Annotated in this window: 20 protein-coding genes and 1 tRNA gene; 19 read left to right on the top strand and 2 right to left on the bottom strand. The window is 58.1% G+C overall.

All coding sequences use genetic code 11. From position 1 onward, the window contains the following. Positions 1–124 precede the first annotated feature (124 nt). Positions 125–685, bottom strand: coding sequence for a CHAP domain-containing protein (locus tag ACR0AW_RS16570; protein WP_170733716.1), 561 nt, complete (start codon positions 683–685; stop codon positions 125–127). A 322-nt stretch (positions 686–1,007) separates the two neighbouring features. Between ACR0AW_RS16570 and ACR0AW_RS16565 the strand changes: the two genes are divergently transcribed. From ACR0AW_RS16565 to ACR0AW_RS16475, 19 genes are all read left to right on the top strand, one after another. After that, the gene (locus ACR0AW_RS16565) at positions 1,008–1,823 is read left to right on the top strand and encodes an ABC transporter substrate-binding protein (RefSeq protein WP_170733715.1); all 816 of its coding nucleotides are present in this window, start codon (positions 1,008–1,010) and stop codon (positions 1,821–1,823) included. 1 nt (position 1,824) lies between these two features. Next, positions 1,825–2,658, top strand: coding sequence for an amino acid ABC transporter permease (locus ACR0AW_RS16560; protein WP_010437538.1), 834 nt, complete (start codon positions 1,825–1,827; stop codon positions 2,656–2,658). After that, complete coding sequence (locus ACR0AW_RS16555; protein ID WP_170733714.1) at positions 2,658–3,389, top strand: amino acid ABC transporter ATP-binding protein; 732 nt, start codon at positions 2,658–2,660, stop codon at positions 3,387–3,389. The genes ACR0AW_RS16560 and ACR0AW_RS16555 overlap by 1 nt, the downstream gene beginning before the upstream one ends. Before the next feature lie 101 nt (positions 3,390–3,490). Continuing rightward, a complete protein-coding gene (locus tag ACR0AW_RS16550) occupies positions 3,491–4,966 on the top strand; it encodes a Y-family DNA polymerase (protein ID WP_170733713.1) in 1,476 nt (491 codons plus the stop codon). Further along, a complete protein-coding gene (locus tag ACR0AW_RS16545) occupies positions 4,963–8,310 on the top strand; it encodes an error-prone DNA polymerase (RefSeq protein ID WP_170733712.1) in 3,348 nt (1,115 codons plus the stop codon). The genes ACR0AW_RS16550 and ACR0AW_RS16545 overlap by 4 nt, the downstream gene beginning before the upstream one ends. Positions 8,311–8,455: 145 nt before the next feature. Continuing rightward, positions 8,456–9,442 (top strand): cobaltochelatase subunit CobS, encoded by a 987-nt coding sequence (gene cobS / locus ACR0AW_RS16540; protein WP_010437533.1) that lies wholly within the window; start codon positions 8,456–8,458, stop codon positions 9,440–9,442. Positions 9,443–9,563: 121 nt separating this feature from the next. After that, positions 9,564–11,441: a cobaltochelatase subunit CobT gene (cobT, locus tag ACR0AW_RS16535; RefSeq protein ID WP_170733711.1), complete on the top strand. Its 1,878-nt coding sequence runs from the start codon at positions 9,564–9,566 to the stop codon at positions 11,439–11,441. A gap of 265 nt (positions 11,442–11,706) precedes the next feature. Beyond that, entirely contained in the window at positions 11,707–12,873 is a 1,167-nt protein-coding gene (locus tag ACR0AW_RS16530) for an alpha/beta hydrolase (RefSeq protein ID WP_170733710.1), read from the top strand. Positions 12,874–12,950: 77 nt separating this feature from the next. After that, complete coding sequence (locus tag ACR0AW_RS16525; RefSeq protein WP_170402453.1) at positions 12,951–14,741, top strand: aminopeptidase P family protein; 1,791 nt, start codon at positions 12,951–12,953, stop codon at positions 14,739–14,741. A gap of 63 nt (positions 14,742–14,804) precedes the next feature. Continuing rightward, complete coding sequence (locus ACR0AW_RS16520; protein WP_170392698.1) at positions 14,805–15,149, top strand: DUF427 domain-containing protein; 345 nt, start codon at positions 14,805–14,807, stop codon at positions 15,147–15,149. A gap of 86 nt (positions 15,150–15,235) precedes the next feature. Next, positions 15,236–15,790: a DUF333 domain-containing protein gene (locus tag ACR0AW_RS16515; RefSeq protein ID WP_170733709.1), complete on the top strand. Its 555-nt coding sequence runs from the start codon at positions 15,236–15,238 to the stop codon at positions 15,788–15,790. A gap of 704 nt (positions 15,791–16,494) precedes the next feature. Continuing rightward, positions 16,495–17,370 (top strand): carbon-nitrogen hydrolase family protein, encoded by an 876-nt coding sequence (locus tag ACR0AW_RS16510; protein ID WP_170733708.1) that lies wholly within the window; start codon positions 16,495–16,497, stop codon positions 17,368–17,370. 90 nt (positions 17,371–17,460) lie between these two features. Continuing rightward, positions 17,461–17,679 (top strand): translation initiation factor IF-1, encoded by a 219-nt coding sequence (gene infA / locus ACR0AW_RS16505; protein ID WP_005978431.1) that lies wholly within the window; start codon positions 17,461–17,463, stop codon positions 17,677–17,679. Between the two features lie 10 nt (positions 17,680–17,689). After that, a complete protein-coding gene (locus ACR0AW_RS16500) occupies positions 17,690–18,268 on the top strand; it encodes a Maf family protein (protein ID WP_170513311.1) in 579 nt (192 codons plus the stop codon). Next, positions 18,265–19,287: a ribonuclease E/G gene (locus ACR0AW_RS16495; RefSeq protein WP_170733707.1), complete on the top strand. Its 1,023-nt coding sequence runs from the start codon at positions 18,265–18,267 to the stop codon at positions 19,285–19,287. The genes ACR0AW_RS16500 and ACR0AW_RS16495 overlap by 4 nt, the downstream gene beginning before the upstream one ends. Next, positions 19,284–19,466, top strand: a complete 183-nt coding sequence (locus ACR0AW_RS16490; protein ID WP_170733706.1) for a DNA gyrase inhibitor YacG — start codon at positions 19,284–19,286, stop codon at positions 19,464–19,466. Before ACR0AW_RS16495 ends, ACR0AW_RS16490 begins: the two co-directional genes overlap by 4 nt. 79 nt (positions 19,467–19,545) lie before the next feature. Next, a tRNA-Phe gene (locus ACR0AW_RS16485) sits at positions 19,546–19,620 on the top strand. 182 nt (positions 19,621–19,802) lie between these two features. After that, positions 19,803–20,531 carry a nucleotide-binding protein gene (locus ACR0AW_RS16480; protein WP_170733705.1) on the top strand — a complete coding sequence of 243 codons (729 nt, stop codon included), beginning with the start codon at positions 19,803–19,805 and terminating at the stop codon, positions 20,529–20,531. Between the two features lie 146 nt (positions 20,532–20,677). Further along, a complete protein-coding gene (locus ACR0AW_RS16475) occupies positions 20,678–21,853 on the top strand; it encodes a hypothetical protein (RefSeq protein ID WP_170733704.1) in 1,176 nt (391 codons plus the stop codon). Here ACR0AW_RS16475 and ACR0AW_RS16470 read toward each other — a convergent pair. Continuing rightward, complete coding sequence (locus ACR0AW_RS16470; RefSeq protein WP_480444241.1) at positions 21,850–23,097, bottom strand: DNA adenine methylase; 1,248 nt, start codon at positions 23,095–23,097, stop codon at positions 21,850–21,852. The two genes, ACR0AW_RS16475 and ACR0AW_RS16470, sit on opposite strands and share 4 nt — an antisense overlap. Positions 23,098–23,366: the final 269 nt, after the last annotated feature.

Here is a 23,366-nt window from a genome sequence, read left to right as displayed (position 1 = left end):
CAGTCATTGATCATGTGTCAAAGTAAACATACCCGCCACCGAACACACGCGCCCGGATGACAGCGGCACGTCGGACGCTCGGCTTCACCGTACCAGCTACCGGCGGGGGCGCGGAGAGCTTAGATTACTCACCAAAATTCGGATAGATAAACCCGTTCACCGGGTACGAACTGCCGTACCTGCCCGGCCGGCTTTCAACCCGGACAAGCGTCCAATCATTGTTTTTGGACACGTCCCTCACGCCCATCTGCAATGACACCTTATTCCGGAGCCAGTTTGCGTGGTTCACAATGACTTCCCGCTCGGTGACAATATCGGACACGACAGCCACATGTCCCAGGGGCATCCCTCTGGTGGCCCGAAACGACATCACCGCACCGACCTCCGGTTCATTACCCCGGTCAAACCCATTGCGGGCCTTGCCCCACCAATCCTTGGCGTTGCCACGAATTTCGATGCCGCTGAGGTTGCGTGCGTAGGGCACGCACCACACCCTTTGTCCCAGCGCATGTTTTCTTGAGACCTCTTGCAACGCCATGGCCTGACGTTCGGGATCCAAGTCCACCTCATTCGGATTCTTGGCACAGGCCGAGATCAGACTGAAAAGTCCCAAAACAACGGCAATTCGCGCGACGCCGGGCAGGCGCGACCAGATCGTATCGGTATTGCGTGCGTTGTACTGCAAGAAGGTTCTTTGCCGGTTTGAGTGGTGAAGCAGTTTTAATAATATCTTTAGGAAAAAGAAAAGAGCCCAACTGTTCCCCGGCAGAATATTGCCAGTTCCTGCGCCGCATTCCGGCCGTTGGCCGAGCGTGCGGTCACTTATGCAACAGGTTTCCTCCCTGTGCCGTCCCTGGGATTCATGGCAGGCGAAGAGACCGGCACAATGTCATCGGACACATGAACGCCAACCCGTCCCGCAGGTCGACGATCAAGCATCCGCTGGACAGTCGGGTTAGGCAGAATTACTTTGACCGCAACCCAATCCAACAGGAGGTTTGTATCGGATGTCCAAGACACTCTCGATCGCGGCAACTTCAATTCTGTTTTTGTCAACAGCGGCCTATGCGCAAGAACAATGCGCTGCTGGCAAAACGCTGACAGACGGCAAATTCACCATCGCAACGGGCAACCCGGCCTACTATCCGTGGGTGATCGACGACGCGCCAGAAAGCGGCGAAGGGTTCGAGGCAGCCGTTGCTTATGCCGTGGCTGAAGAAATGGGGTTCGCAGCTGATGATGTCGTTTGGGTCCGCTCGTCCTTCGACGAGGCGATCCAGCCCGGCGCCAAGGAATTTGACGTCAACATGCAGCAATATTCGATCACGCCTGAACGGGATCAGGTGGTCGATTTCTCTACCCCTTACTACACCGCCCCGATGGCAGTTCTGGTCAGCCCCAATTCGACCGACACTGCCCCGACGCTTGAAGCGCTGAAAGGCCTGCAATGGGGGGCCGTCGGCTCGACCACGGCGGTGCCGAAACTGGCCAGCATCATCCAACCCGACAGCGACCCGTTGCTGTATGGCGACAATGCTGACGTTAACGCCGCCATGTCGGCCAACCAGATTGATGCGGCCCTGTTCGATCTGCCCACCGCCCTGTTCCTCAGCGCGGTGATGATCGAAGGCTCAAAGGTCATCGGTCAGTTCCCGGCGGATGAAAATGATAATCCGGATCATTTCGGCATGTTGATGGAAGAAGGCAACCCGCTGAAAGCCTGCGTGGACGAGGCGCTGGCGGCACTGACAGCTAACGGCAAACTGGCCGAGATCGAGGCCGTATGGCTGCAGGACACCACCGGTGTCCCTCTGATCAAGTAACATGGCAGATCACAAGGCGGCGGGGATGACCCGCCGCGAACGGTACGAGGCGCACCAACGACGCCGCTCGTTGGTGATCGCCACGATTAGCACGGTCACAGTTGTGGCCGCGATTTACTTTCTGGTGCCGTTGGCTCCGGGGTGGTCGAAGGTTCAGCAGAGCTTTTTCAACGGCGAGACGCTTGTCAAAACCTTCCCGAAACTGCTTGAGGCGTTTCGGATCAACGTGATGATTTTTTTGTGGTCCGCACCGGCGATCGCCGTGCTTGGCCTGTTGATTGCATTGGCGCGGGATGCCAAATCACCTGCCTTGTTTCCGCTGCGCATCTTTGGCGCGGCGTTCACTGATATTTTCCGAGGCGTGCCCGTTATCCTGACGGTCTATTTGATCGGCTTCGGCATTCCGGGGCTCGGCCTGCCGCGCCCGTGGAATTCGCCCTATATCTGGGGCTCGCTGGCGCTGATCTTGACCTATTCGGCCTATGTGGCTGAGATTTTCCGCTCAGGCATCGACAGCGTCCACCACAGCCAGCGCGCCGCCGCATTGTCGCTGGGTCTGTCGGAACGGCAAGTGATGCGCGACGTGGTGTTGCCGCAAGCCATCCGCAACGTGGTGCCCTCACAGATGAACATGCTGATTGCGCTGCAAAAGGATGTCTCGCTGCTCAGCTTCATCGGCCCGGTCGAAATCTTCCGTCAGGCCGGAGTGTTCAAGTCGCTGCTGGCGAATTTCACCCCTTATGTGGGCGCGGCGATCATTTTCCTGATCGTCACTATCCCCGCCACCCGCTACGCCGATCACCTGATGGCCCGCCAAATGCGAGAGAGGCGCTGATGCCCAAACTGGAACTTCAGGGCGTAGTGAAACGCTTTGGCGACCGCACGGTCTGTGACGGGATCAACCTGACCGTGGATGAGGGCCAGATGGTCTGCCTGATCGGCGCATCCGGGTCGGGCAAGTCGACTCTGCTGCGTTGTATCAACCTGCTGGAACCCATCGAAGACGGCGCAATCTTTCTGGACGGCGAGGATATCTCGATCCCCAGTCTGAACCCGCAATCGGTACGCGCCCGGATCGGGATCGTGTTCCAAAGCTTTAACTTGTTTCCGCATATGACCGCGCTTGAGAATGTCATGCTCGCCCCTCGCCGGGTGCGTGGACTGACGCGCGCCGAATTGCAGCCCGAGATCGAGGCGCTGTTCGCACGGTTCGGACTGGCCGATCGGATGCACAACTATCCCGATCAACTCTCGGGCGGTCAGCAACAGCGCGTCGCCATCGTGCGCGCCTTGGCCATGCAGCCTGAGGTCATGCTGTTTGATGAAATCACCTCGGCCCTCGATCCCCAACTGGTGGGCGAGGTGCTGGATGTTCTGCTGATGCTCAAAAAACAGGGCATGACGATGGTGATGGCCACGCATGAGATGGGCTTTGCCCGCGAGGCCGCCGACAAGATCTGTTTCCTCGACAGCGGTCGGATCATCGAAGAAGGCCCGCCCGAAGCGGTGTTTGACCACCCTTCGCACCAGACCACGCAGGCCTTTCTGGCGCGGGCGCTGAAGTAAGCGCCCGGGCTCTGAATCCCTGACGATCTGGCCCTCAAGGACTCGACTCTTTGAGGGTCAAGAACATATAAGAACAAATGTAGAACATTTGAGGGTTTTATATGTTCGGCGGGACGCAGCGCCGCATCGTTTCACTCTGGTTTCCCCGGCTGGCAAGCGACCGGGCTTTGCGCCTGCGCCCAGTCGATGGGCCGTTTGTTCTGACGCTGAAACAGAATAATGCAAACCGGGTGTATTGCCTGAATGTGCAGGCCCAGCGGCAGGGCCTGCACAGCGGCATGCCCTATTCCGATGCCCGCGCCTTTTGCCCCGATCTGCAAAGCCATCCCGCCGACCCGCAAGGAGATCAGCGGTTTCTGCACGCCCTGCGCCGCTGGGCCACGCGCTATTGCCCCTGGGTCGGGCTCGAGGGTGAGGATGGGCTGGTTCTGGACATCACAGGATCGGCGCATCTTGCGGGCGGGGAAGAGATGATGCTGACCGACATGCGCAGGCGTCTGGCCCGGGCCGGGCTGACGGTGCAGATCGGTCTGGCCCCGACACGCGGCGCGGCCTGGGCCTTGGCACATTATGGCGAGGGGGTCGCAACCCAAGATACGCTGAAGGCCATCCGCGCCCTGCCGGTGGCAGCGCTGCGGCTGGATGAGGATACCTCGGTCGCGCTGCAACGGCTAGGCCTGCGCCGGATTGGTGAGCTGGCGCAAACCCCGCGCGCGCCGCTGACACGCCGCTTTGGCCCCGAGGTACTGATGCGGCTGGATCAGGCTTTGGGGGATCAACCTGAACAGATCACCCCGTTGGCCGATCCGCCCCATTACGGCGTGCGCATGACCCTGCCCGAGCCCATTGGCCTGCTGTCCGACATGATGGCCGGGGCGGAACGGCTGCTGGAACGGCTCTGCGACAAGCTGAAAGCGCAGGAAATGGGCGCGCGCAAGCTGTGCATGATCTTGCGCCGGGTGGATCAGGACCACCAGCAGGTCGAACTGCGGCTGGCTCGCCCTCTGCGTGATCCATATCGCATCCTGCCCCTATTCGAGCGTGGATTGACCGAGGTGGATGCAGGCTTTGGCGTCGATCAACTGCGGCTCGAGGCCACGCTGGTGGAACCCCTGCCGGTGCGCCAGATCAGCCGCGCCGCAAGCCGGGGCAAAGATCAACTGGATGACCTGATCACCCGCATCGGCACCCGGATCGGGTTGGAACAGATCCACCGCTTGCTGCCCGCGCAAAGCCATATCCCCGAACGCAGCTTCATCATCTCGCCCGCCGCCTATTCCGACCCTGCAGGCGGGTGGGTCGCTCTGCGCCCTCGCCCTCTGCAGCTGTTTCCGCCAGAACCTATCGCCGGATCAGGCCCGCACCCGCCGCGCCGCTTTCGCTGGCGGCGGATGTCGCTGACCACAGGTCGCTCAACCGGGCCCGAACGCATCTGCCCCGAATGGTGGCTGGAAGATGAGAACTGGCGCACGGGCTTGCGTGATTACTGGCAGGTTGAAACCCGGCAGGGGCGGCGGTTGTGGCTGTATTACACGCCGCAAAATCCGGGATGGTTTGTGCATGGGGAATTCGCATGAGCAAACCAAACCCGCACAGTTCCCACGCGCAGGACCCCGGCTATGCCGAGCTGGGCGTGACCACTAACTTCACCTTCCTGACCGGAGCCTCACACCCAGAAGAGCTGGTGACCCGCGCGGCAGAGCTGGGCCTGAAGGCCATCGCGATCACCGACCGGAACTCACTGGCCGGGGTGGTCCGGGGCTGGAGCGCGTTGAAAGAACTGCGGCGCGAGGCGGAAGGCGCAGTTCAAATCCGCTCGCAACACCGGCTCGATTCCTCGTCCCGGCAAGAGGTCGGGCATGTGCAGCCAATCGACAAACCGGATGTGCCCGCTCTGCCCAAGCTGATCGTCGGCTGCCGTCTGGTTCTGCGCGACAGCGCGGTGCACTGGCTGGCCCTGCCCCGCGACCGCGCCGCCTATCAGCGGCTGACCCGGTTGCTGACGCTGGGCAAACGACGGGCCGAGAAAGGCGACTGTCATCTGGACCTGAAGGACATGCTGGGGGCCTGTCAGGGGATGATCCTGATCGCGCTGCCTCAGGCGGGGTTGAAACAGGCCATCCCCGACATTCAGACCGTCCGGCGGCAATTCCCCAATGCGGTGTTTCTGGGGGCCGTGCCGCGTTATGACGGCAGCGACCGGGCCTATCTGACGGCCTGTGCGCAGGCGGCGCTGCGGGCCTCGGCCCCGATGGTGGCGGTGGGCGATGTGCTGATGCACCGTGGCAGCCGCCGCCAACTGGCCGATGTGCTGACCTGCATGCGCGAACACATCACGATTGACCAGATCGGCACCCGCGCCCTGCCCAATGCGGAACGGCGGCTAAAAAGCTATGCGGATATGGCCCGGCTGTTTCAGGACCACCCCGGCGCGCTGCGCCGCACGCTGGAAATCGCCGACCGCTGCAGCTTTGACTTAAATGAGTTGTCTTATGAATACCCCGACGAGATCGCCAGTTCTGAGACCCCGCTGGCGCGACTGGAACGTCTGGCGCGCGAGGGGTTGAAACGGCGCTATCCCGATGGCCCGACCGAGAAGGCCATCAACCTGATGGAAAAGGAACTGGCCCTGGTCGCCGATCTGGATTTCCCGGCCTATTTCCTGACCGTGCATGACATTGTGCAATTCGCCCGCTCGCAGGGCATTCTTTGCCAGGGGCGCGGATCAGCCGCCAATTCGATCCTGTGTTATCTGCTGGGCATCACCGATGTCAGCCCCGACATGATCGCCATGGTGTTCGAGCGTTTTGTCTCGAAGTACCGGGGTGAGCCGCCGGATATCGATGTGGATTTCGAACACGAGCGGCGCGAAGAGGTGATCCAGTGGATTTACGAGCAATATGGCCGCCACCGCGCGGGCCTCTGTGCCACGGTCATCCATTTCCGATCCCGCGCGGCAATCCGCGAGGTGGGCAAGGTGATGGGCCTGTCTCAGGACGTGACCGCGGGCCTGTCCGGCCAGATCTGGGGGATGAGCAATGGCGGCGTTGATGCCGAGAGGTTGCAGGAACTGGGCCTCGACCTCAAAGACCGGCGCCTGATGCAGACGGTTCGCCTGATTGGCGAGATCATCGGCTTCCCGCGCCATCTGTCGCAGCATGTGGGCGGGTTCGTCATCACCAAAGGGCGGCTGGATGAGCTATGCCCGATCGAAAACGCCGCGATGGAAGACCGCACCGTGATCGAATGGGACAAGGATGACATCGACGCGCTTGGCATTCTGAAGGTGGATATATTGGGGCTGGGGATGCTCAGTTGCATCCGCAAGGCGTTTGACTTGATGCAACAGCACAACAGCGAAACCCTCAGCATCGCGACCGTCCCGCAAGAGGACACGGCGACCTATGACATGCTGTGTGCCGCTGATGCGGTGGGCGTGTTTCAGGTCGAAAGCCGGGCACAAATGAATTTCCTGCCCCGGATGCGACCGCGCGAATTCTACGATCTGGTGATCGAGGTTGCCATCGTCCGCCCCGGCCCTATCCAGGGCGATATGGTGCAGCCCTATATCCGACGGCGCAACGGGCTGGAAAAATCCGAACCCTTCGGCCCTGCCTTGGAAGAGGTGACGCGGCGCACGCTGGGCGTGCCGCTGTTTCAGGAACAGGCCCTGCAAATCGCCGTGGTTGGTGCAGGGTTTTCGGCGGAAGAGGCGGATCACCTGCGCCGCTCGCTGGCCTCATTCCGGCGCATGGGGACGATTGGCACCTATCGCGACAAGTTCATCGCGGGGATGCTGAACAACGGCTATACGCCCGAGGTCGCCGACCGCTGCTTTGGCCAGATCGAAGGCTTTGCCGATTACGGCTTTCCCGAAAGCCACGCAGCGGCTTTTGCCATGCTGGCCTATGTCTCGGCCTGGATGAAATGCCACCACCCGGCGATCTTTGCCTGCGCGCTGCTGAACTCGCAGCCCATGGGGTTTTATGCCCCCGCCCAAATCGTGCGCGACGCGCGCGAGCATGGGGTCGAGATCCGTCCGGTCTGCGTCAACGCCTCGGAATGGGACAATCTGCTGGAACGCCGTGCCGATGGGGCGCTGGCCCTGCGGCTGGGTTTTCGTCAGATCAAGGGATTCAAGCAGGAAGACGCAGACTGGATCGTGGCCGCGCGGGGCAATGGGTATCCGGACCCCGAAACGCTGTGGCTGCGGGCCGGGCTGCGCCCGGATGTTCTGACCCGTCTGGCCGAGGCAGATGCGTTCTCCGGCATGGACCTGACCCGGCGCGACGCCCTGTGGCATGTCAAAGCCATCCGCAGCCGAACCGCCCTGCCGCTGTTCAATGACCCGATCGATGGCGAAAGCATCAGTGAGCCGCAGGTGAACCTGCCGGTCATGCATCTGGGCGAGGAGGTGGTCGAGGATTACGTCTCGACCCGTCTGACCCTGCGCTCGCACCCGATGGAGCTGTTGCGCCCGTCCCTGCCCGGCCTTGTGCCGCATGCCACGCTGCAGGACATCCCGCTGGGTCGCTACAGCGTCTGCGGGCTGGTGATCACGCGCCAGCGGCCGGGAACTGCCTCGGGTGTGATCTTTCTGACGCTCGAGGATGAAACCGGGGTCAGCAATGTGGTTGTCTGGCCCAAGGTCTATGAACGCTTTCGCCGCATCGTGATGGGCGGGCGGTTGCTGCAGGCCCGCGGGTATCTGCAGCGCGAGGGGATCGTCGTGCATCTGATCGCGCAGGAAATCACCGATATGTCGCACAAACTGTCCGAGCTTGGGCATCCTCTGGACGAGGCCATCGGCATCACCCAACCGCAGGCGGATGACACCCCGCGCCCCCGGCAGAACGGCCCGAGCGCCCGCCATCCGCGCGAACAGGCCAAGCGTCTGTTCCCAAGTCGGGATTTTCACTAGAACCCGCGCCAGCATAAGGCCAGTTTCAAAGAAACATCCGGCTAGCGTGATCCGGTCACCTCTTTCCCTTGCCCTTGCCCGCAATATGTTGCACCACACACGGGTTCAAACCCGGTGAACGGGCCAAAGGATAAGGACAAGGCGCATGGCTGACGGATCGATCGACATCAACGCAAAACCCACCGAGGACATTTCGGTTCGCGAGGTGTTTGGCATTGACAGCGATATGGCAGTCAAAGGCTTTGCCGAACGCAGCGACCGCGTGCCGGTGATCGATCCGACCTACAAGTTCGATCCCGAAACCACGCTGGCGATTCTTGCGGGCTTTACCCATAACCGCCGGGTGATGATTCAGGGCTATCACGGCACCGGGAAATCGACCCACATCGAACAGGTCGCCGCCCGCCTGAACTGGCCCGCCGTGCGTGTGAACCTCGACAGCCATATCAGCCGGATCGACCTGATCGGTAAGGACGCGATCAAACTGCGCGACGGCAAGCAGGTCACCGAATTCCACGAAGGCATCCTGCCCTGGGCTCTGCGCAACCCGGTTGCAATCGTATTCGACGAATATGACGCGGGCCGTGCGGACGTGATGTTCGTGATCCAGCGCGTGCTGGAGCATGACGGCAAGCTGACCTTGCTGGACCAGAATGAAATCATCACGCCGAACCCCAACTTCCGTCTGTTTGCGACTGCCAACACCGTCGGTCTGGGCGACACCACCGGCCTCTATCACGGTACACAGCAGATCAACCAGGCGCAGATGGACCGCTGGTCGCTGGTCTCGACGCTGAACTACCTCAGCCACGATGCCGAGACTATGATCGTTCTGTCGAAAGCGCCGCATTACAACACCGCCGAGGGCCGCAAGACCGTCAGCCAGATGGTCACCGTCGCCGACCTGACCCGGACCGCCTTCATGAACGGCGATCTGTCCACCGTGATGAGCCCCCGGACCGTGATCAACTGGGCCCAAAACGCAGAAATCTTCCGCAACATCGGCTATGCCTTCCGCCTGTCGTTCCTGAACAAATGTGACGAGCTAGAGCGCCAGACGGTTGCTGAGTTCTATCAGCGCTGCTTTGATGAGGAACTGCCGGAAAGCGCGGCGAGCGCGAGCTTGGGCTAAGCAATATGAATTGCGCCCTGCGGGGCGCAATGCCTCCGGCGGAGGTATTTTTGGCCAGATGAAGGGGGATCCGGTTTCGCATTGATGCGGCGGGTCACTGCAACACAAAGGGCGATTGAACATGGTGCAGAAGAACGACAATCCTGCTGATCCGTTCAAGAAGGCTCTGGCCGAGGCTACTAAAGTTATGGCCGACGACCCCGAATTGTCGGTGAGCTACACTGTTGATCCATCGGGCCTGTCGGGCGAGTCGATGCGTTTGCCGCAGGTCTCACGCCGGATGACGCGCGAAGAGGTTCTGTTGGCGCGCGGGACGGCAGACGCATTAGCTTTACATCGCAAATATCATGATGACGCGACCCATGCGCGATATGCCCCTCCGGGTGATATGGCACGGGATCTTTATGAGGCGATGGAGACCGCCCGGTGCGAGGCGATGGGTGCGCGGGACATGCCCGGCACCGCGTCGAATATCGACGTCAAGATCGGGCATGAGGCGATCCGGCGCGGCTATGATCAGTGCAAACAGCCTGCGGATGCGCCATTGGCTGTGGCGGCGGGTTATCTGATCCGGCATCTGGCCACCGGGCGCGACATGCCGCCTGCCGCCGAGAATGTCATGAACCTGTGGCGCGGATTTATCGAGGAACAGGCCGGCGGGACGCTGGAAAACCTTGACGAAATCCTTTCGGACCAGGCCGAATTTGCCAAGTTTGCCCGACAGATGATCAAAGATCTGGGTTACGGCGATCAGCTGGGTGATGACCCGGATGAACTGGACGACGAACAGGAAGATCAGGCCGAAGAAGACGCCGAAGAGCAGCCCGATCCCGACAGCACCGGGCAGGATGATCAGGACGAACAGGACGCCGATGCAACCCCTGAACAAACTCAGGAAGAACAGCAGGACCAGTCTCAGGCCCAGGTCTCGATGGACGAGATGGCCGAGGATGAGATGGGCGATGAGGCTGAAATGCCCGAGGGCGAGGCTCCGCTGGAACCCCCTGCTCCTCCGCCCGCATCCGAGGCTGATCCGGACTACAAGGTCTACCTGAACACCCATGACGAAGAGATTGCTGCCGAGGATCTGGCGGAACCGGCTGAACTGGAGCGCCTGCGGGCGTACCTTGACCAGCAGCTTGAACCGCTGAAAGGCGCAGTGAGCCGTCTGGCCAACAAGTTGCAACGCCGCCTGCAGGCGCAGCAGAACCGGTCTTGGGAATTCGACCGCGAGGAAGGCATTCTGGATGCCGGACGTCTGGCGCGTGTCGTGGCCAACCCGACCACGCCGCTAAGCTTCAAGGTCGAAAAAGATACCGAATTCCGCGATACAGTGGTGACGCTGCTTCTGGACAATTCCGGCTCGATGCGGGGCCGTCCGATCTCGATTGCCGCGATCTGTGCAGATGTCCTGGCGCGGACGCTGGAACGTTGCAACGTCAAGGTCGAGATTCTGGGCTTTACCACCCGGGCCTGGAAAGGCGGTCAGGCGCGCGAGGCGTGGCTGAACGATGGCCGCCCGCAACAACCGGGGCGACTGAACGATCTGCGCCACATCATCTACAAAGGCGCCGATGCCCCATGGCGTCGCGCGCGACCCAATCTGGGTCTGATGATGAAAGAGGGCCTGCTGAAGGAAAACATCGACGGTGAAGCGTTGGAATGGGCGCATCGCCGGATGCTCGCGCGGCGTGAGGCCCGCAAGATCCTGATGGTGATCTCGGACGGCGCGCCGGTGGATGATTCCACGCTTAGCGTGAACCCGGCAAACTATCTGGAAAAGCACCTGCGCGACGTGATCGCCATGGTCGAAAAACGCAAGATGGTAGAACTACTGGCCATCGGCATCGGCCACGACGTGACGCGCTATTATGACCGCGCCGTCACGATCACCGATGTCGAGCAGCTTGCAGGTGCTATGACCGAGCAGTTGGCCGCACTGTTCGACAGCGACCCGCGCGCCCGCGCGCGCGTGATGGGGATGAAGCGGGCCAGTTGACGGCCCTGCTTCGACAGTGCAGACTTAGTGCCATCCAAGCCAGTTTTTGCACCGCTGAAGGCGACTTTGCTTATGGTGGCGCAACGGATAGCGCATAAGCGCTATATCGAAGGGCAGGAACATCATTCGTTCTCCTGTTTATCTGCTTGGATAGTGTCCCAACCCTGCCCGGCCTGCTTGTAGCTGGTCCTGAGATACGCCCTAGAAACCCTTGAGATTGTTGTTGAACCTTGTCGTTCCGCGAGAAACGGAGTGTATTTGCCGCATGCGCTATGAGTTTGCAGACTGTATTCTGGATGTGGATCGACACGTCCTGACCCGCCGGGGTGAGCCCGTCGCAATCGAACCTCAGGTATTCGATCTGTTGGTCCTCTTGGCCCAGCACCCAGGTAAGCTGGTGCCCCGGGACGAGATCATCGCGCGGGTATGGAGTGGCCGCTTTGTCTCGGATTCTACCATCAGCGCACGTATCGCAGCGGCGCGTAAAGCAGTCGGCGATGATGGCAAAGCGCAACGGATCATTCGGACAGTCGTACGGCGCGGGTTGCAAATGGCGGCGGATGTGACCTGTGACGCCGACACCGATTCAGGCGTAGAAAACCATACGCAACGGCTGCGTTACGCGCGCGGTGCGAAGGGCCGCGCTGTTCCATACACGCTTTCCGGTGATGGGTTGCCGGTGCTGCGCATCGGTTCGGTCGTGCACGATCTGGAGGCGGAATGGCGCATCCCGTCCGAGCGTACCCGGTTGCAGGACATGGCAAACCGTTTCCGCCTGTTACGCTACAACAAGGACAATGACGTCAGCTCAAACATCGACCATCAGGCGGTGTATGACCGCAGAATAGAAGAAATCCTGACCGTCGTGAATGCAGCGGGGTTTGACCGCTTTTCCATTCTCGGTGAAATGGGCGGCACCTTCCCTGCCCTACACTTCGCCGCAAGGCACCCCGAGCGGATTGACAAGCTGATTATCTCCGGCGGATGGGCAGAAGGGCGAGATTACCGGGAAGATACCAAACAACCCGACTCGATCCGGTCACTGATCGCGGAAGGCTGGAACACGCCGGGCAGCGGCTATGCTATGGGCGCTGAATTCAGCTATTTTCCAGAAGGTCCGCTGGATAGCGTTCGGCACATGGTCAATGAATTGCAGACACTTTATTCAAGCGAGGAAAGACTTCACTACCGTGACATCGCCAATAGCACCTCGGTGCTGCAACTTCTTCCGATGGTGCAATGCCCCACTCTGGTTCTGCACGGGCGGCACACAGCCGTTCACCCCCTGTCCGAGGCGCGCAAACTGGCGGCTGGAATCCCCAATGCCTCGCTTGTGATCCTTGAGACCGGCAACCAGATACCATTGCCTGGAAATGAGGCCTACAACCCGTATATCCAGGCCATTCAACGCTTTCTTGAGACAGAAGAATAGTGTGCGCCGAGGCGCTGGACATTTCCTACCGCAGGCCGCAGGTTTGCGCGCAGCAAGACCGACGAATGAGGCCGCCCATGTTCCAGAGTTTCGAAGTGACCGCACGCCCCGAACAAGGCCCACCACGACTGGCCGCTTTGCGGGACGAGCTGGCGCGCGAAGGCCTGCAGGGCTTCCTGATCCCGCGTGCGGATGCGCATCAGGGTGAATATGTGGCCCCTCGGGATGAAAGGCTGGCCTGGCTTACCGGGTTCACCGGTTCTGCGGGGTTTTGCGCGGCGCTCACGGACATTGCCGGGGTTTTCATCGACGGGCGCTATCGCACTCAGGTAAAGGCCCAGGTCGCACAGGATTACACGCCGGTCCCATGGCCAGATGTCAGCCTGAGCGCGTGGTTGAAAGAGCAATTGCCAAATGGCGGCAAAGTCGGGTTTGATCCGTGGCTCCACGCTGCAGGACAGATTTCGTCTGCACAGAAAGAGCTTGAAGGCAGCGGCGTCGAACTGGTGCGCTGTGATAACCTTGTAGACCGAATTTGGGCGGATCAACCCGACCCTCCGATGAATCCTGTCAGGGCACATCCGATTGAATTTGCAGGTGAAAGCGCCGAGCGCAAAATCAAGCGCCTCGCGAGTGACCTGCAGAGCGCAGATCGCGCGGCAGCGGTGATCACCTTGCCGGATTCGATCATGTGGCTGTTGAATATCCGCGGCGCGGACATCGCATACAACCCTGTGGCCCATGGCTTTGCCATCCTGCACGGTGATGGGCGGGTGGATCTGTTCATGGCCGCTGCCAAACTGACCGGGATCGGGGATCATCTGGGCCCGCAGGTCACCCAACACCAACCCGACGCGTTCCTGACAGCGGTTGAGGCACTTGAAGGCAAGGTACAGGTCGATCCGGGAACGGTTCCGCAGATCATAGCAGATGCGTTGGGGGACCGTATGGTCGATGGCGGCGATCCCTGCGCCCTGCCCAAAGCCCGCAAGAACCCGGCCGAAATCGCAGGCACGGCCGAGGCACATCTGCGAGATGCCGCAGCGGTGATCGAACTGCTGTGTTGGCTAGACGCGCAGAAGCCCGGCACCCTGACCGAGACACAGGTAGTAACGCGGCTGGAAGAAAGCCGCCGCCGGGACAACGCGCTGCAGGATATCTCATTCGACACCATCGCGGGCACCGGGCCGAACGGGGCCATCATGCATTATCGCGTGACCGAGGAAACCGACAGCAGGCTGGAAAACGGTCACCTGCTGGTGCTGGACAGCGGTGGGCAATATCTGGACGGCACCACCGATATCACCCGCACAATTGCAATCGGCGATGTTGGGGATGAGGAGAAGGCCTGCTTTACACGCGTCCTCAAAGGCATGATCGCCATGTCGATGCTACGCTGGCCTGTTGGCTTGGCAGGACGCGATATCGAATGCGTAGCGCGGCTGCCGCTGTGGCTGGCCGGGCAGGATTTCAACCATGGGGTTGGTCATGGGGTCGGTACCTATCTCAGCGTGCATGAGGGCCCTCAGCGCCTGTCTCGGGTCAGCCATGTCCCGCTTGAGCCGGGTATGATCCTGTCGAACGAGCCGGGATATTACCGCGAGGGTGCTTTTGGCATCCGGCTTGAGAACCTTGTCGTAGTGGAAGAGGCCCCAAACCTGCCCAGCGGTGACGATGAACGCGCCATGCTGAACTGGCGTACGCTGACTTATGTCCCAATCGACAGGCGTTTGATTGTAGTCGATATGCTGACACGAGAGGAACGTGCTTGGCTGAACGCCTATCACCGCGACGTGGCGGAAAAAGTCCGGCCAAGGCTGGGCGACGCCGCTCAACTGTGGTTGGATGCCGCAACCGCACCGGTCTGACACCGGATTGTTACATAGTTTGGGCAGAGGAGAAGCCCTGACACGACGAGGGAAGGAACAGGAATGACAGACACCATCACGATCCGCAAAGCACCGGGCAAATGGAGCGTCCGTTCAGGCGGCGCGATTTTGGGTGAAACCAACAACGCGCTGGAACTCCTGGAAGGCGACAAAGATCCGGTTATCTACTTCCCGCGTGCGGACATTGCGATGGCCTTTCTGGATCGGACCAACAAAGTCACCCAATGCGCAGGCAAGGGAGACGCCACGCATTTCTCGATCGTAAACAAATCCTCAGTCACCGAAAACGCCGCTTGGAGTTATGAAAACCCGATCGACGCGGTGGCCGAAATCAAGGATCACTTGGCCTTTTATCCCGCAGACTCGATCAAGGTGGAACAACTCTGATCCAAGTATCCGTGCAGGACCGGATCGATCTGCAAAACGGCGAAAATCCTCAGAACCTGCCCTGTCCACAATGTTGCGAGGTGACCATGACAAAGCGTCTATTGAATTCCGCAGGCCCGATTGCGGCCCTGACGATGGCCTTTTCAATGGCCCTGCCCGCCGCAAGCTCTGCCAACACCGGTCTGGCCAATCCCGCGGCAACATATTGCATCGCGCAAGGCGGGCTCTACGGTATACATGACGGCCCGGACGGTCAGAGCGGTATCTGCCAATTACCCGACGGCACCCGGATCGATGCCTGGACCTATTTTCGTGAACACCATGCGGGCGCGGATGGCGGTAAGCCAGTCGGCCTTGCAAATCCCGCCCCCGTGTACTGTGGCTCAATTGGAGGCGAATATGACCTGACCACGTCTCGCTGCGCACTGAGCGACAGTACGTCCGCCGATGCGTGGGAGCTGTACCGCAAGGCACATGGAAAAACGCATCAGGTGGTGAACCCAGCAGCAGCCTACTGCCTTGAGATCGGCGGCAGCTACAAGATCAAAGTCACTGGTTCGGGTCAGGTGGGTATATGCACCAAGCCGGACGGCACCTCGCAGGACGCATGGGCCCTGTTCCGTGCGGAAAATCCCGAGTGATCCGATCCGGTAATCAAGCCCGACATCCACACCCAAAATGAACCTGAAGCCCCGATTGAGCCGCAGTTTATCGACGATCAGAGCGCGTGTTAGTGACCGTTTTGCAACAGCCTGATCGCGTCCATTAAGTCGCCTTGGCTAATTTTCAGGTTTTCCTGCGACGGAAGCACATCATCTGGCTGTAGATTTCACTAGGATTTGCCTTCCTCGCTTTCGATGAAGGGTTCGAGATTCACGAAAGTCTGGACAGGGCATTTCACCGCTTTTTCGGGATTGCACAAACCAGCCTGACCGACCGGATCGACGACATACCTGATCTCCGGATTTGCCCTTCAGACCGCATCCTTGGTGCTCGATGCCGTTACAAATGACAACGCCTTGTTTCTGTGAGTCGATATCCCCGGGGCCAATGTTCTTGATGTAAAACTACCCCTTCGCGCGCTTGAAGAAGTTGCAAAGTTGATGCCCGAGGTGGAGTTCCTTGCCTGTTTCGTTCAGGTTCTTCGATAGGTCAAAACGACCTCTGATCAGCCATTCGATGCAATCTCTGCACCGGCGGCCGAGAAAGCCTGCCAATAAACACACACCCGCCTCGAAACAGTAAGTCGCAACATAGGTTTCAGAACCACCCGCGCCGCGATTGCAGTAGCCCTGGACGATCTGCTGTTCTAGTGTCGCGCAGCGACCAGACATAGGACTCGGGAATGAAAATCGCCACCGCCGCCTACGACCTCGATTGGCTCGATAGTTGGGCTCAATATGAAGACAAGCTTGAGGAATGGGTTTCCGAGGCCGCAGGACAAGGTGCCGACCTTCTGGTCTTTCCCGAATATGGCGCAATGGAGTTGTCGACGCTCGACGGCCCTAAGGTGGCCGGTGATCTCGAACGCTCAATCCGGGCGGTTTCCGACCGGATGGAAGATGTACAAGTTGTGCATTCGCGCCTTGCAAAGATGTACGACACATACATTCTGGGGGCTTCCGCCCCGGTCATCGACGGACCAGGGCGCCCGGTGAACCGCGCAGTGTTCTACGCTCCTGACGGTCGTCTCGATCATCAGGACAAGCAGATCATGACACGGTTTGAACGCGAGGCCTGGGACATCGCCCCGGGCGGTCCGTTGAAACTGTTTGATACCGCATTGGGTAAAATCGGCGTTCTGATCTGCTATGACAGTGAATTCCCTCTCTTGGGTCGGGCCCTGAGCAAGGCCGATTTAATCCTCGTACCATCCTGCACCGAAGCCCTGTCCGGGTATTGGCGTGTGCGGATCGGCGCCATGTCTCGTGCCCTTGAAAATCAATGTGTTACGGTAATGTCATCGTTAGTTGGCAGCAGTGAATGGTCCGAAGCAGTCGACATGAATACCGGCATGGGTGGCGTGTTTGGCCCGCCCGATATCGGGTTCCCACCGACGGGAGTGCTTGCCGAGGGCACGCTGAATACCGCCGGCTGGACCTATGCCGAGGCCGACCTGTCCACAATTGCAAACGTCCGCGCAGACGGGTGGGTGTTGAACCGCACACATTGGACCGAGCAAGACGCTCGGGTCGATTCAGTCACAATATCACCCCTTTAGGTGACTTCGCCCTTGAAATAAGGCCGAAATAGGCTCATTTAAGCGCACGATCTGCAGATTCTGCAGGTGCAACCTAATGATGGAGACAACATGGCCAAGGAAGATACGCTCGAATTTCCCGGTGTCGTGAAGGAACTCCTGCCTAATGCGACGTTTCGGGTCGAGCTGGAAAACGGCCATGAGATCATCGCACATACGGCAGGCAAGATGCGCAAGAACCGCATCCGTGTTCTGGCCGGCGACAAAGTTCAGGTCGAAATGACCCCATATGATCTGACCAAGGGTCGGATCAACTATCGCTTCAAGTAACGCTTCGTACATGGCGTTTATCCTCGGATCGGGCAGCCCGCGGCGGCTGGACCTGCTGGCGCAGCTTGGCGTTCGGCCCGATGCGATCCGTCCGCCGGATATCGATGAAACGCCGCTGAATGGCGAACTGCCGACCCCCTATTGTAGCCGCATTACCCGGCAAAAAGTTCAGGCTGTTCAAGCTGATAGCGATGATATCACCTTATGTGCTGACACTACGGTCGCACTGGGTCGCCGCATTCTTGGCAAACCCGAAGACGCGGGACAAGCTGCTGAGTTTCTGCACGCCCTGTCCGGCCGACGCCATCGGGTGATCACTTCGGTCGCTGTGCGGCGCGGGGATAAAATCCTCCAGCGTGACGTGGTTTCTCAGGTAAAGATGAAACGTCTGTCTGACAGCGAAATCAATGCCTATCTTGCGACGGATGACTGGCAGGGCAAGGCCGGAGCCTATGCAATACAAGGCCCTGCCGGTGCATTCATCCCGTGGATTTCAGGCTCGTTCACCGGTATCGTCGGCCTGCCCTTATCCGAAACGGCTGCACTGCTGCAAGGCATCGGTTATCCCTTATATCGCGAGGTATCATGAAGGGTCGTACCATCATTCTGGATCATATTCAGGAACGCGAAGCTGCAGCTCTGATGGTGGATGGTATTCTCGACGATTTCCTGATCGCCACAGATGCCCCTGCGCCAGGTACGATCTACCGCGCCCGCGCCGATCGCCCGGTCAAAGGTCAGGGCGGCATGTTTCTCACCACACCCGACGGCCCGGCTTTTCTGAGGCAAGTCAAAGGGTTGGCACCCGGCGCTTTGCTACTGGTGCAGGTGACCGGATATGCCGAGCCCGGCAAAGCCATACCCGTCTCGAACCGTATTTTGTTCAAAAGCCGCTTTGCGATCGTGACACCTGACGCGCCCGGCCTGAACATCTCGCGCCGTATCCGTGATGAAGATATGCGCGACCAACTTCTCGAAATCGCGCATGAGCAAATGGGAGACAGCACGCACGGCCTGATCCTGCGCTCGTGCTGTCAGACGGCGGATGCAGATGAAATCGCTGAAGATATCTCTGCCATGTTGGCACTTGCCGAGCAGGTATTGGCTGATACGGGCAGTGAACCAGAATTGCTGAGCGAGGGCGATGGTCCGCATATCCTGGCCTGGCGTGATTGGACGGACCCGGCAGAGGTCGTGACCGCATCCGGCGGATTTGAGGACCACGGTGTCGTTGATGCGCTCGATACAGCAAAGGGGATTTCCGAAACGCTTCCCGGTGGAGGACACCTCTATATCCAACCGACCCGCGCGCTGGTTGCGGTGGATGTGAACACCGGCGCCGACACATCTCTCGCGGCGGGAACCAAAGCTAACTTCGCCTGCGCCAAAGCCCTGCCGCGCGCCCTGCGCGTGCGTGGGTTGGGGGGGCAGATCACTCTGGACCTTGCACCGATGCCCAAGAAAGACCGGAGGGGTTTCGAGTCGGCCTTGCGGTCGGCATTCAAGTCCGATCCTGACGAGACGATCCTGGCCGGTTGGACCCCGCTTGGCCATTTCGAACTACAGCGCAAACGTGGTCGTATCCCATTGACGGAGATCCTGAAATGAGCTGCCCGTTCTGCGGAGAAGATACCCAGCAGGCCTTTCGACCATTCTGCTCCAAACGCTGCGCGGATATCGATCTGGCAAAATGGCTAAACGGTTCTTATGCGGTGCCATCGCAACGTGAAGAAGACGCCGAGACGACCTCGGAACCAACCGAAAGCCCCACGTCCCTCCCGCATTGAAAAAATGTCAAAAAGCCTCTGGACACCGCCTGTGGCAAGTCATAGAAGGCCTCCACCCAATGGCAAACGCCATTCCCGTGCCCGGGTAGCTCAGGGGTAGAGCAGTGGATTGAAAATCCTCGTGTCGGTGGTTCGATTCCGCCCCCGGGCACCACAAAAATCCAAAAAGTATAATATTATCAATCTATTGGTATGGTGTTTTGTTTGTGCATCCACCATTGTATCCACCAGAATGATCTGCATCAAGGAAGCTGGCGCCCGAGGCTATAGCTTCGGGGAAAGTGCAAAAAGAATGAACTGCGATAATTTTCGCCTTTGAAAAAGTGGAGTTGTTGGATGGCAGATTTTTTTCATGATGGCATCGAGGCTCTTAAGGCTCGTATTTCAGCCGGTGGAGTTATTGGTAAGTGGGCTGAAGAAGCGGGCGGCACAAAGCATGTGTTTCGGTCCCGCGAGCGAGGTATTCTGAACTATTGGCCGAGCAAAGGGACCGTGCAATTTCAAGGTAGGCCCGAGGCTCAGGCTCCTCTACGGGCAGTTCTGGAAAGCGATGCTAATGCGTTTGAACCTCAACCCACCGCAGTTAAAAAGGATGAACGCACAAAAATATTTGTCGTGCACGGCCATGACACGCAAGCTCTTGAGCAACTTGAATTGATACTGCGTCGCCTCGACCTCGATCCCTTTATTTTGCAGAATAACGATGGCGGTGGAAATACAATCATCGAAGCGCTGGAGCAGCAGATTTATCAGGAAGCGGCCTTCGGGATCGTCCTGATGACACCAGACGACTACGGCTATGCTAAGATCAAGGGAGATGAGGCGACCCAGCCTCGGGCTCGTCAGAACGTCATCCTTGAGATGGGTATGGTATTGGCGTCGCTTGGTCGGGATCGTATGGCAATCCTGAAGAAGGGAGCATTGGAACATCCGAGTGATGTTGATGGAGTGCTGCGCCTCGATTTTAACGATCATGTCAAAGAAGTGGCGGTTCGGCTTGCAACTCGGATGAAGAAGGCGGGCATTGAGATTGACGATGGATTGATCGCAGGTTGCGGAGCCTGAGCACGTGGCAGGTCTCGCAGAAACAGAATTTGAGGCGGTGATAATGCGCGAGTTGACCCTGCGCAGTGAATGCGACCCCTTCTTTGTGTAACTGCTTGCAAGTGCCTTTGTATTTACTTGAACCGACAAGAGCATAGGATCTTAAAATGACTGATTTGGCGAGGTTGAACGTTTCGTTAACCAAGCAAGGCGCATATCGAATTTTTCCGCTTCTACGCGACAACGATCCTGTAGATTGGGAGGCGCAAGCACAGGCATTGAGCACGGATGCTCCTCGCGGGCAAAAAATTGATTTACCTCAATTCAGAAAGACTTTGGCAGCCCAACGCGACGGCGCAAATTGGATCGTTCCCGATGTCTGGCAGCAGGCACGCGAAAGCGGAGTGGGCACCTTAAGGGACCTTTTCCTAATTGGAATGCTGCTTAGCCACCATACCTTCATTCGGGCGATGAGAAATTCACAGTTGGGTCGCGGTGAAGGGAGACTTGATAGAGAACGGGATTTCAATCAACAGAAAGATTTCACCAATTTCCGTGGAAACCTCAGGGAATTGGGGTTTGTTAGAGATGAGCCAGATGGTTCAGTAACATATGACTTTAGCTCGTTCTTTGAAAACAATGATCTCCCGCCTCTGGTGGCCGAGTTATTGCGTTTGAAGTTACTGTCCGCAAATTGGGGTGAAGGCGACGAGGATTGCGACGACCTTGTCGATGAATGCGTACGGCTAGGACTGTACGAAGTCTTTGGATTGTCGCCCGACGAATTTAGGGACTGGTTGCAAGGTCATGGTGTGCTACCCGCTCCTGTGGCGCAGGAAGAGTTGGCCGCTCCAGATCGTGATCAGGAAGAATACCCCGAGTTCAACTTTGTTGCCGGACACAGGCCAGGACAAGAAGGTCAAGGGAGGAGAAGGGCCGCGAGAAATGGTCGCGTAGAATACATTCACAACCAACTGCAAACATCGCTTTTTAATCACCTTGTTGGAATTCACGGCGAAGACAGAGTGGGTACCGAGCAGCCCGCAGGTGTGGGGCAGACTTTGATCGACATTGCTGTGCGGGAAGCAAACGAGGAACTTACATTTTACGAGATAAAGACAAATGTATCAGTACGTTTGTGCATTAGGGAGGCCTTATCCCAAGTTTTGGAATACGCGTATTGGCCCGGAGAAGAGCGAGCATCTAAGCTCGTAATTGTATCGCCCCATCCGGTTACCACAGATGCAGCTAATTACCTTCGCTCACTAAGAGAGAGGTTTCATATTCCAGTCTACTACAGATCATTCAATGTGGCACAAGACGTTCTGTCCGAGGAGCACTAACCTCTGAACTTAGCGAGCAGAAGCGCTTCTTTGACGACTCTGTGCCGATCTTGTCGGCGTCCCATTGTCATGTGCTTATGGTTCTTCAGCAATACATTTACTTCGTGGCTGTCTCCGAGCGCATCCAACGCTAAGTCTGTCATCTCTGTAAGATCAAATAGGCCAGTGTCGCTGTAGCTCAGGACCAAACTTGAACCGCTCGATTTGGTTAGCTCGAACATCTGCCGAAAAGCACTAGGTACTTGGGATCGTATGCTAAAGGGCGATTGATGACGGTTCTCTCTGTAGCGTCCTTTGACAATTGCTCCACCTTTTACCTGAAGTTGAGGATAATCGTACAACACGAGCGTCTCGATTGCGTGATAAAAACGGCTGTAGTGGACGAACGCGTAGGGTGGGTCCGCGTAGACAGTACCCCCTGAGAAGCTTTGTAGTCGGTCAGCGAAATCCATCGACGAGGTGGAGTATTCACCTCCACGCGGTACAGATGACGCGTTCCAATTTATTAAAGATTGAACTTTTCGTAGGAAAAGATCAGGGAAAGACTTCTTCCTATATATTGCGATGTCGCGCATTGAAGAGGTCGTTTTCGCGTCTCGATATTGTGCATAGTGCCCAGTTCCTTGGCTGCAATAAGCCATTGCGTGCATTATTGCGGTCAAAGTGACGGCTTTATCGGCTGAGGTTAGCTTGCCCGAACGAAAGAATTCGTCAGTAGCTTGCCGAAGCGCATCTATCCATAGACACTGTTCAGCTGACCACCACGTACCGGAGTAATAGCGTACGAATAGATGATATGGGGCCAAGAACTCTGTTTCGATTAGCTTTCTATTGCGCTGTTCTATGTCGTTAAATGTCTCCAAGGTCTCGAAGTCATTATGACTGAGCCCGCTTGGAAGCTCTTGTCTAATTTTCCCTGCAAGTTTGCTAGCTGCCTCAAAGAGTGACTTGGCTTTATCGCGCGCGAACTGATCGGATACGCGGTCAAGATAGGCCTGTGCAATTACAGCCGAATAGGCTTGAATATCGTTTGAAACAAATGATGTAGAATGCCCGACAGCGCCTGCCAAAGAGCATGCTCCAGCAAAAAGGTCGCACACCTGTCCGCCCTGATGGACTTGAGTGATGCCTTCAACAACAAAGTCAATAATTCCGGCTTTCGAGCCCATGTATTTTATGACCTGCGGATATTCTCTTCGCGCTATTTCTTCAGTGCAAGAGACTCTTTTCGCTGCGATGTTCATATGTTTGTTGAGCCTGTATGACCGTAGTTGTTGCATTGTTCGGTTTTGGTCTATCCCAACCTAACACCAATATTGGTCGAAGGGGACCTTATTTACGACTGGAAACCCGTAGATTTACCTATGAGCGTGCCCCGGGGAACAGAAGATTTCTTTCGGTTCGGTCACAAAAGTTGAGTCTACAAAGATGCCGTCCGAAAGTAACCACATTCCTCTACAAGAGTTCATTTGATTTGCTCTTGGCCGTCGATACGCATGACAGATTGTGCCAC

This window comes from Ruegeria sp. C5 (assembly GCF_056537605.1).
This window is presented reverse-complemented; position numbering and strand designations above follow the sequence as displayed.

Bases quoted from the DNA above. Each gene is read 5' to 3' on its own strand.
- ACR0AW_RS16530 (WP_170733710.1), top strand. From the start codon at position 11,707: ATGCGCTATGAGTTTGCAGACTGTATTCTGGATGTGGATCGACACGTC.
- ACR0AW_RS16490 (WP_170733706.1), top strand. From the start codon at position 19,284: ATGAGCTGCCCGTTCTGCGGAGAAGATACCCAGCAGGCCTTTCGACCA.
- ACR0AW_RS16495 (WP_170733707.1), top strand. From the start codon at position 18,265: ATGAAGGGTCGTACCATCATTCTGGATCATATTCAGGAACGCGAAGCT.
- ACR0AW_RS16510 (WP_170733708.1), top strand. From the start codon at position 16,495: ATGAAAATCGCCACCGCCGCCTACGACCTCGATTGGCTCGATAGTTGG.
- cobS (WP_010437533.1), top strand. From the start codon at position 8,456: ATGGCTGACGGATCGATCGACATCAACGCAAAACCCACCGAGGACATT.
- cobT (WP_170733711.1), top strand. From the start codon at position 9,564: ATGGTGCAGAAGAACGACAATCCTGCTGATCCGTTCAAGAAGGCTCTG.
- ACR0AW_RS16525 (WP_170402453.1), top strand. From the start codon at position 12,951: ATGTTCCAGAGTTTCGAAGTGACCGCACGCCCCGAACAAGGCCCACCA.
- ACR0AW_RS16520 (WP_170392698.1), top strand. From the start codon at position 14,805: ATGACAGACACCATCACGATCCGCAAAGCACCGGGCAAATGGAGCGTC.
- ACR0AW_RS16560 (WP_010437538.1), top strand. From the start codon at position 1,825: ATGGCAGATCACAAGGCGGCGGGGATGACCCGCCGCGAACGGTACGAG.
- ACR0AW_RS16565 (WP_170733715.1), top strand. From the start codon at position 1,008: ATGTCCAAGACACTCTCGATCGCGGCAACTTCAATTCTGTTTTTGTCA.
- ACR0AW_RS16500 (WP_170513311.1), top strand. From the start codon at position 17,690: ATGGCGTTTATCCTCGGATCGGGCAGCCCGCGGCGGCTGGACCTGCTG.
- infA (WP_005978431.1), top strand. From the start codon at position 17,461: ATGGCCAAGGAAGATACGCTCGAATTTCCCGGTGTCGTGAAGGAACTC.
- ACR0AW_RS16475 (WP_170733704.1), top strand. From the start codon at position 20,678: ATGACTGATTTGGCGAGGTTGAACGTTTCGTTAACCAAGCAAGGCGCA.
- ACR0AW_RS16480 (WP_170733705.1), top strand. From the start codon at position 19,803: ATGGCAGATTTTTTTCATGATGGCATCGAGGCTCTTAAGGCTCGTATT.
- ACR0AW_RS16470 (WP_480444241.1), bottom strand. From the start codon at position 23,097: ATGAACATCGCAGCGAAAAGAGTCTCTTGCACTGAAGAAATAGCGCGA.
- ACR0AW_RS16555 (WP_170733714.1), top strand. From the start codon at position 2,658: ATGCCCAAACTGGAACTTCAGGGCGTAGTGAAACGCTTTGGCGACCGC.
- ACR0AW_RS16550 (WP_170733713.1), top strand. From the start codon at position 3,491: ATGTTCGGCGGGACGCAGCGCCGCATCGTTTCACTCTGGTTTCCCCGG.
- ACR0AW_RS16515 (WP_170733709.1), top strand. From the start codon at position 15,236: ATGACAAAGCGTCTATTGAATTCCGCAGGCCCGATTGCGGCCCTGACG.
- ACR0AW_RS16545 (WP_170733712.1), top strand. From the start codon at position 4,963: ATGAGCAAACCAAACCCGCACAGTTCCCACGCGCAGGACCCCGGCTAT.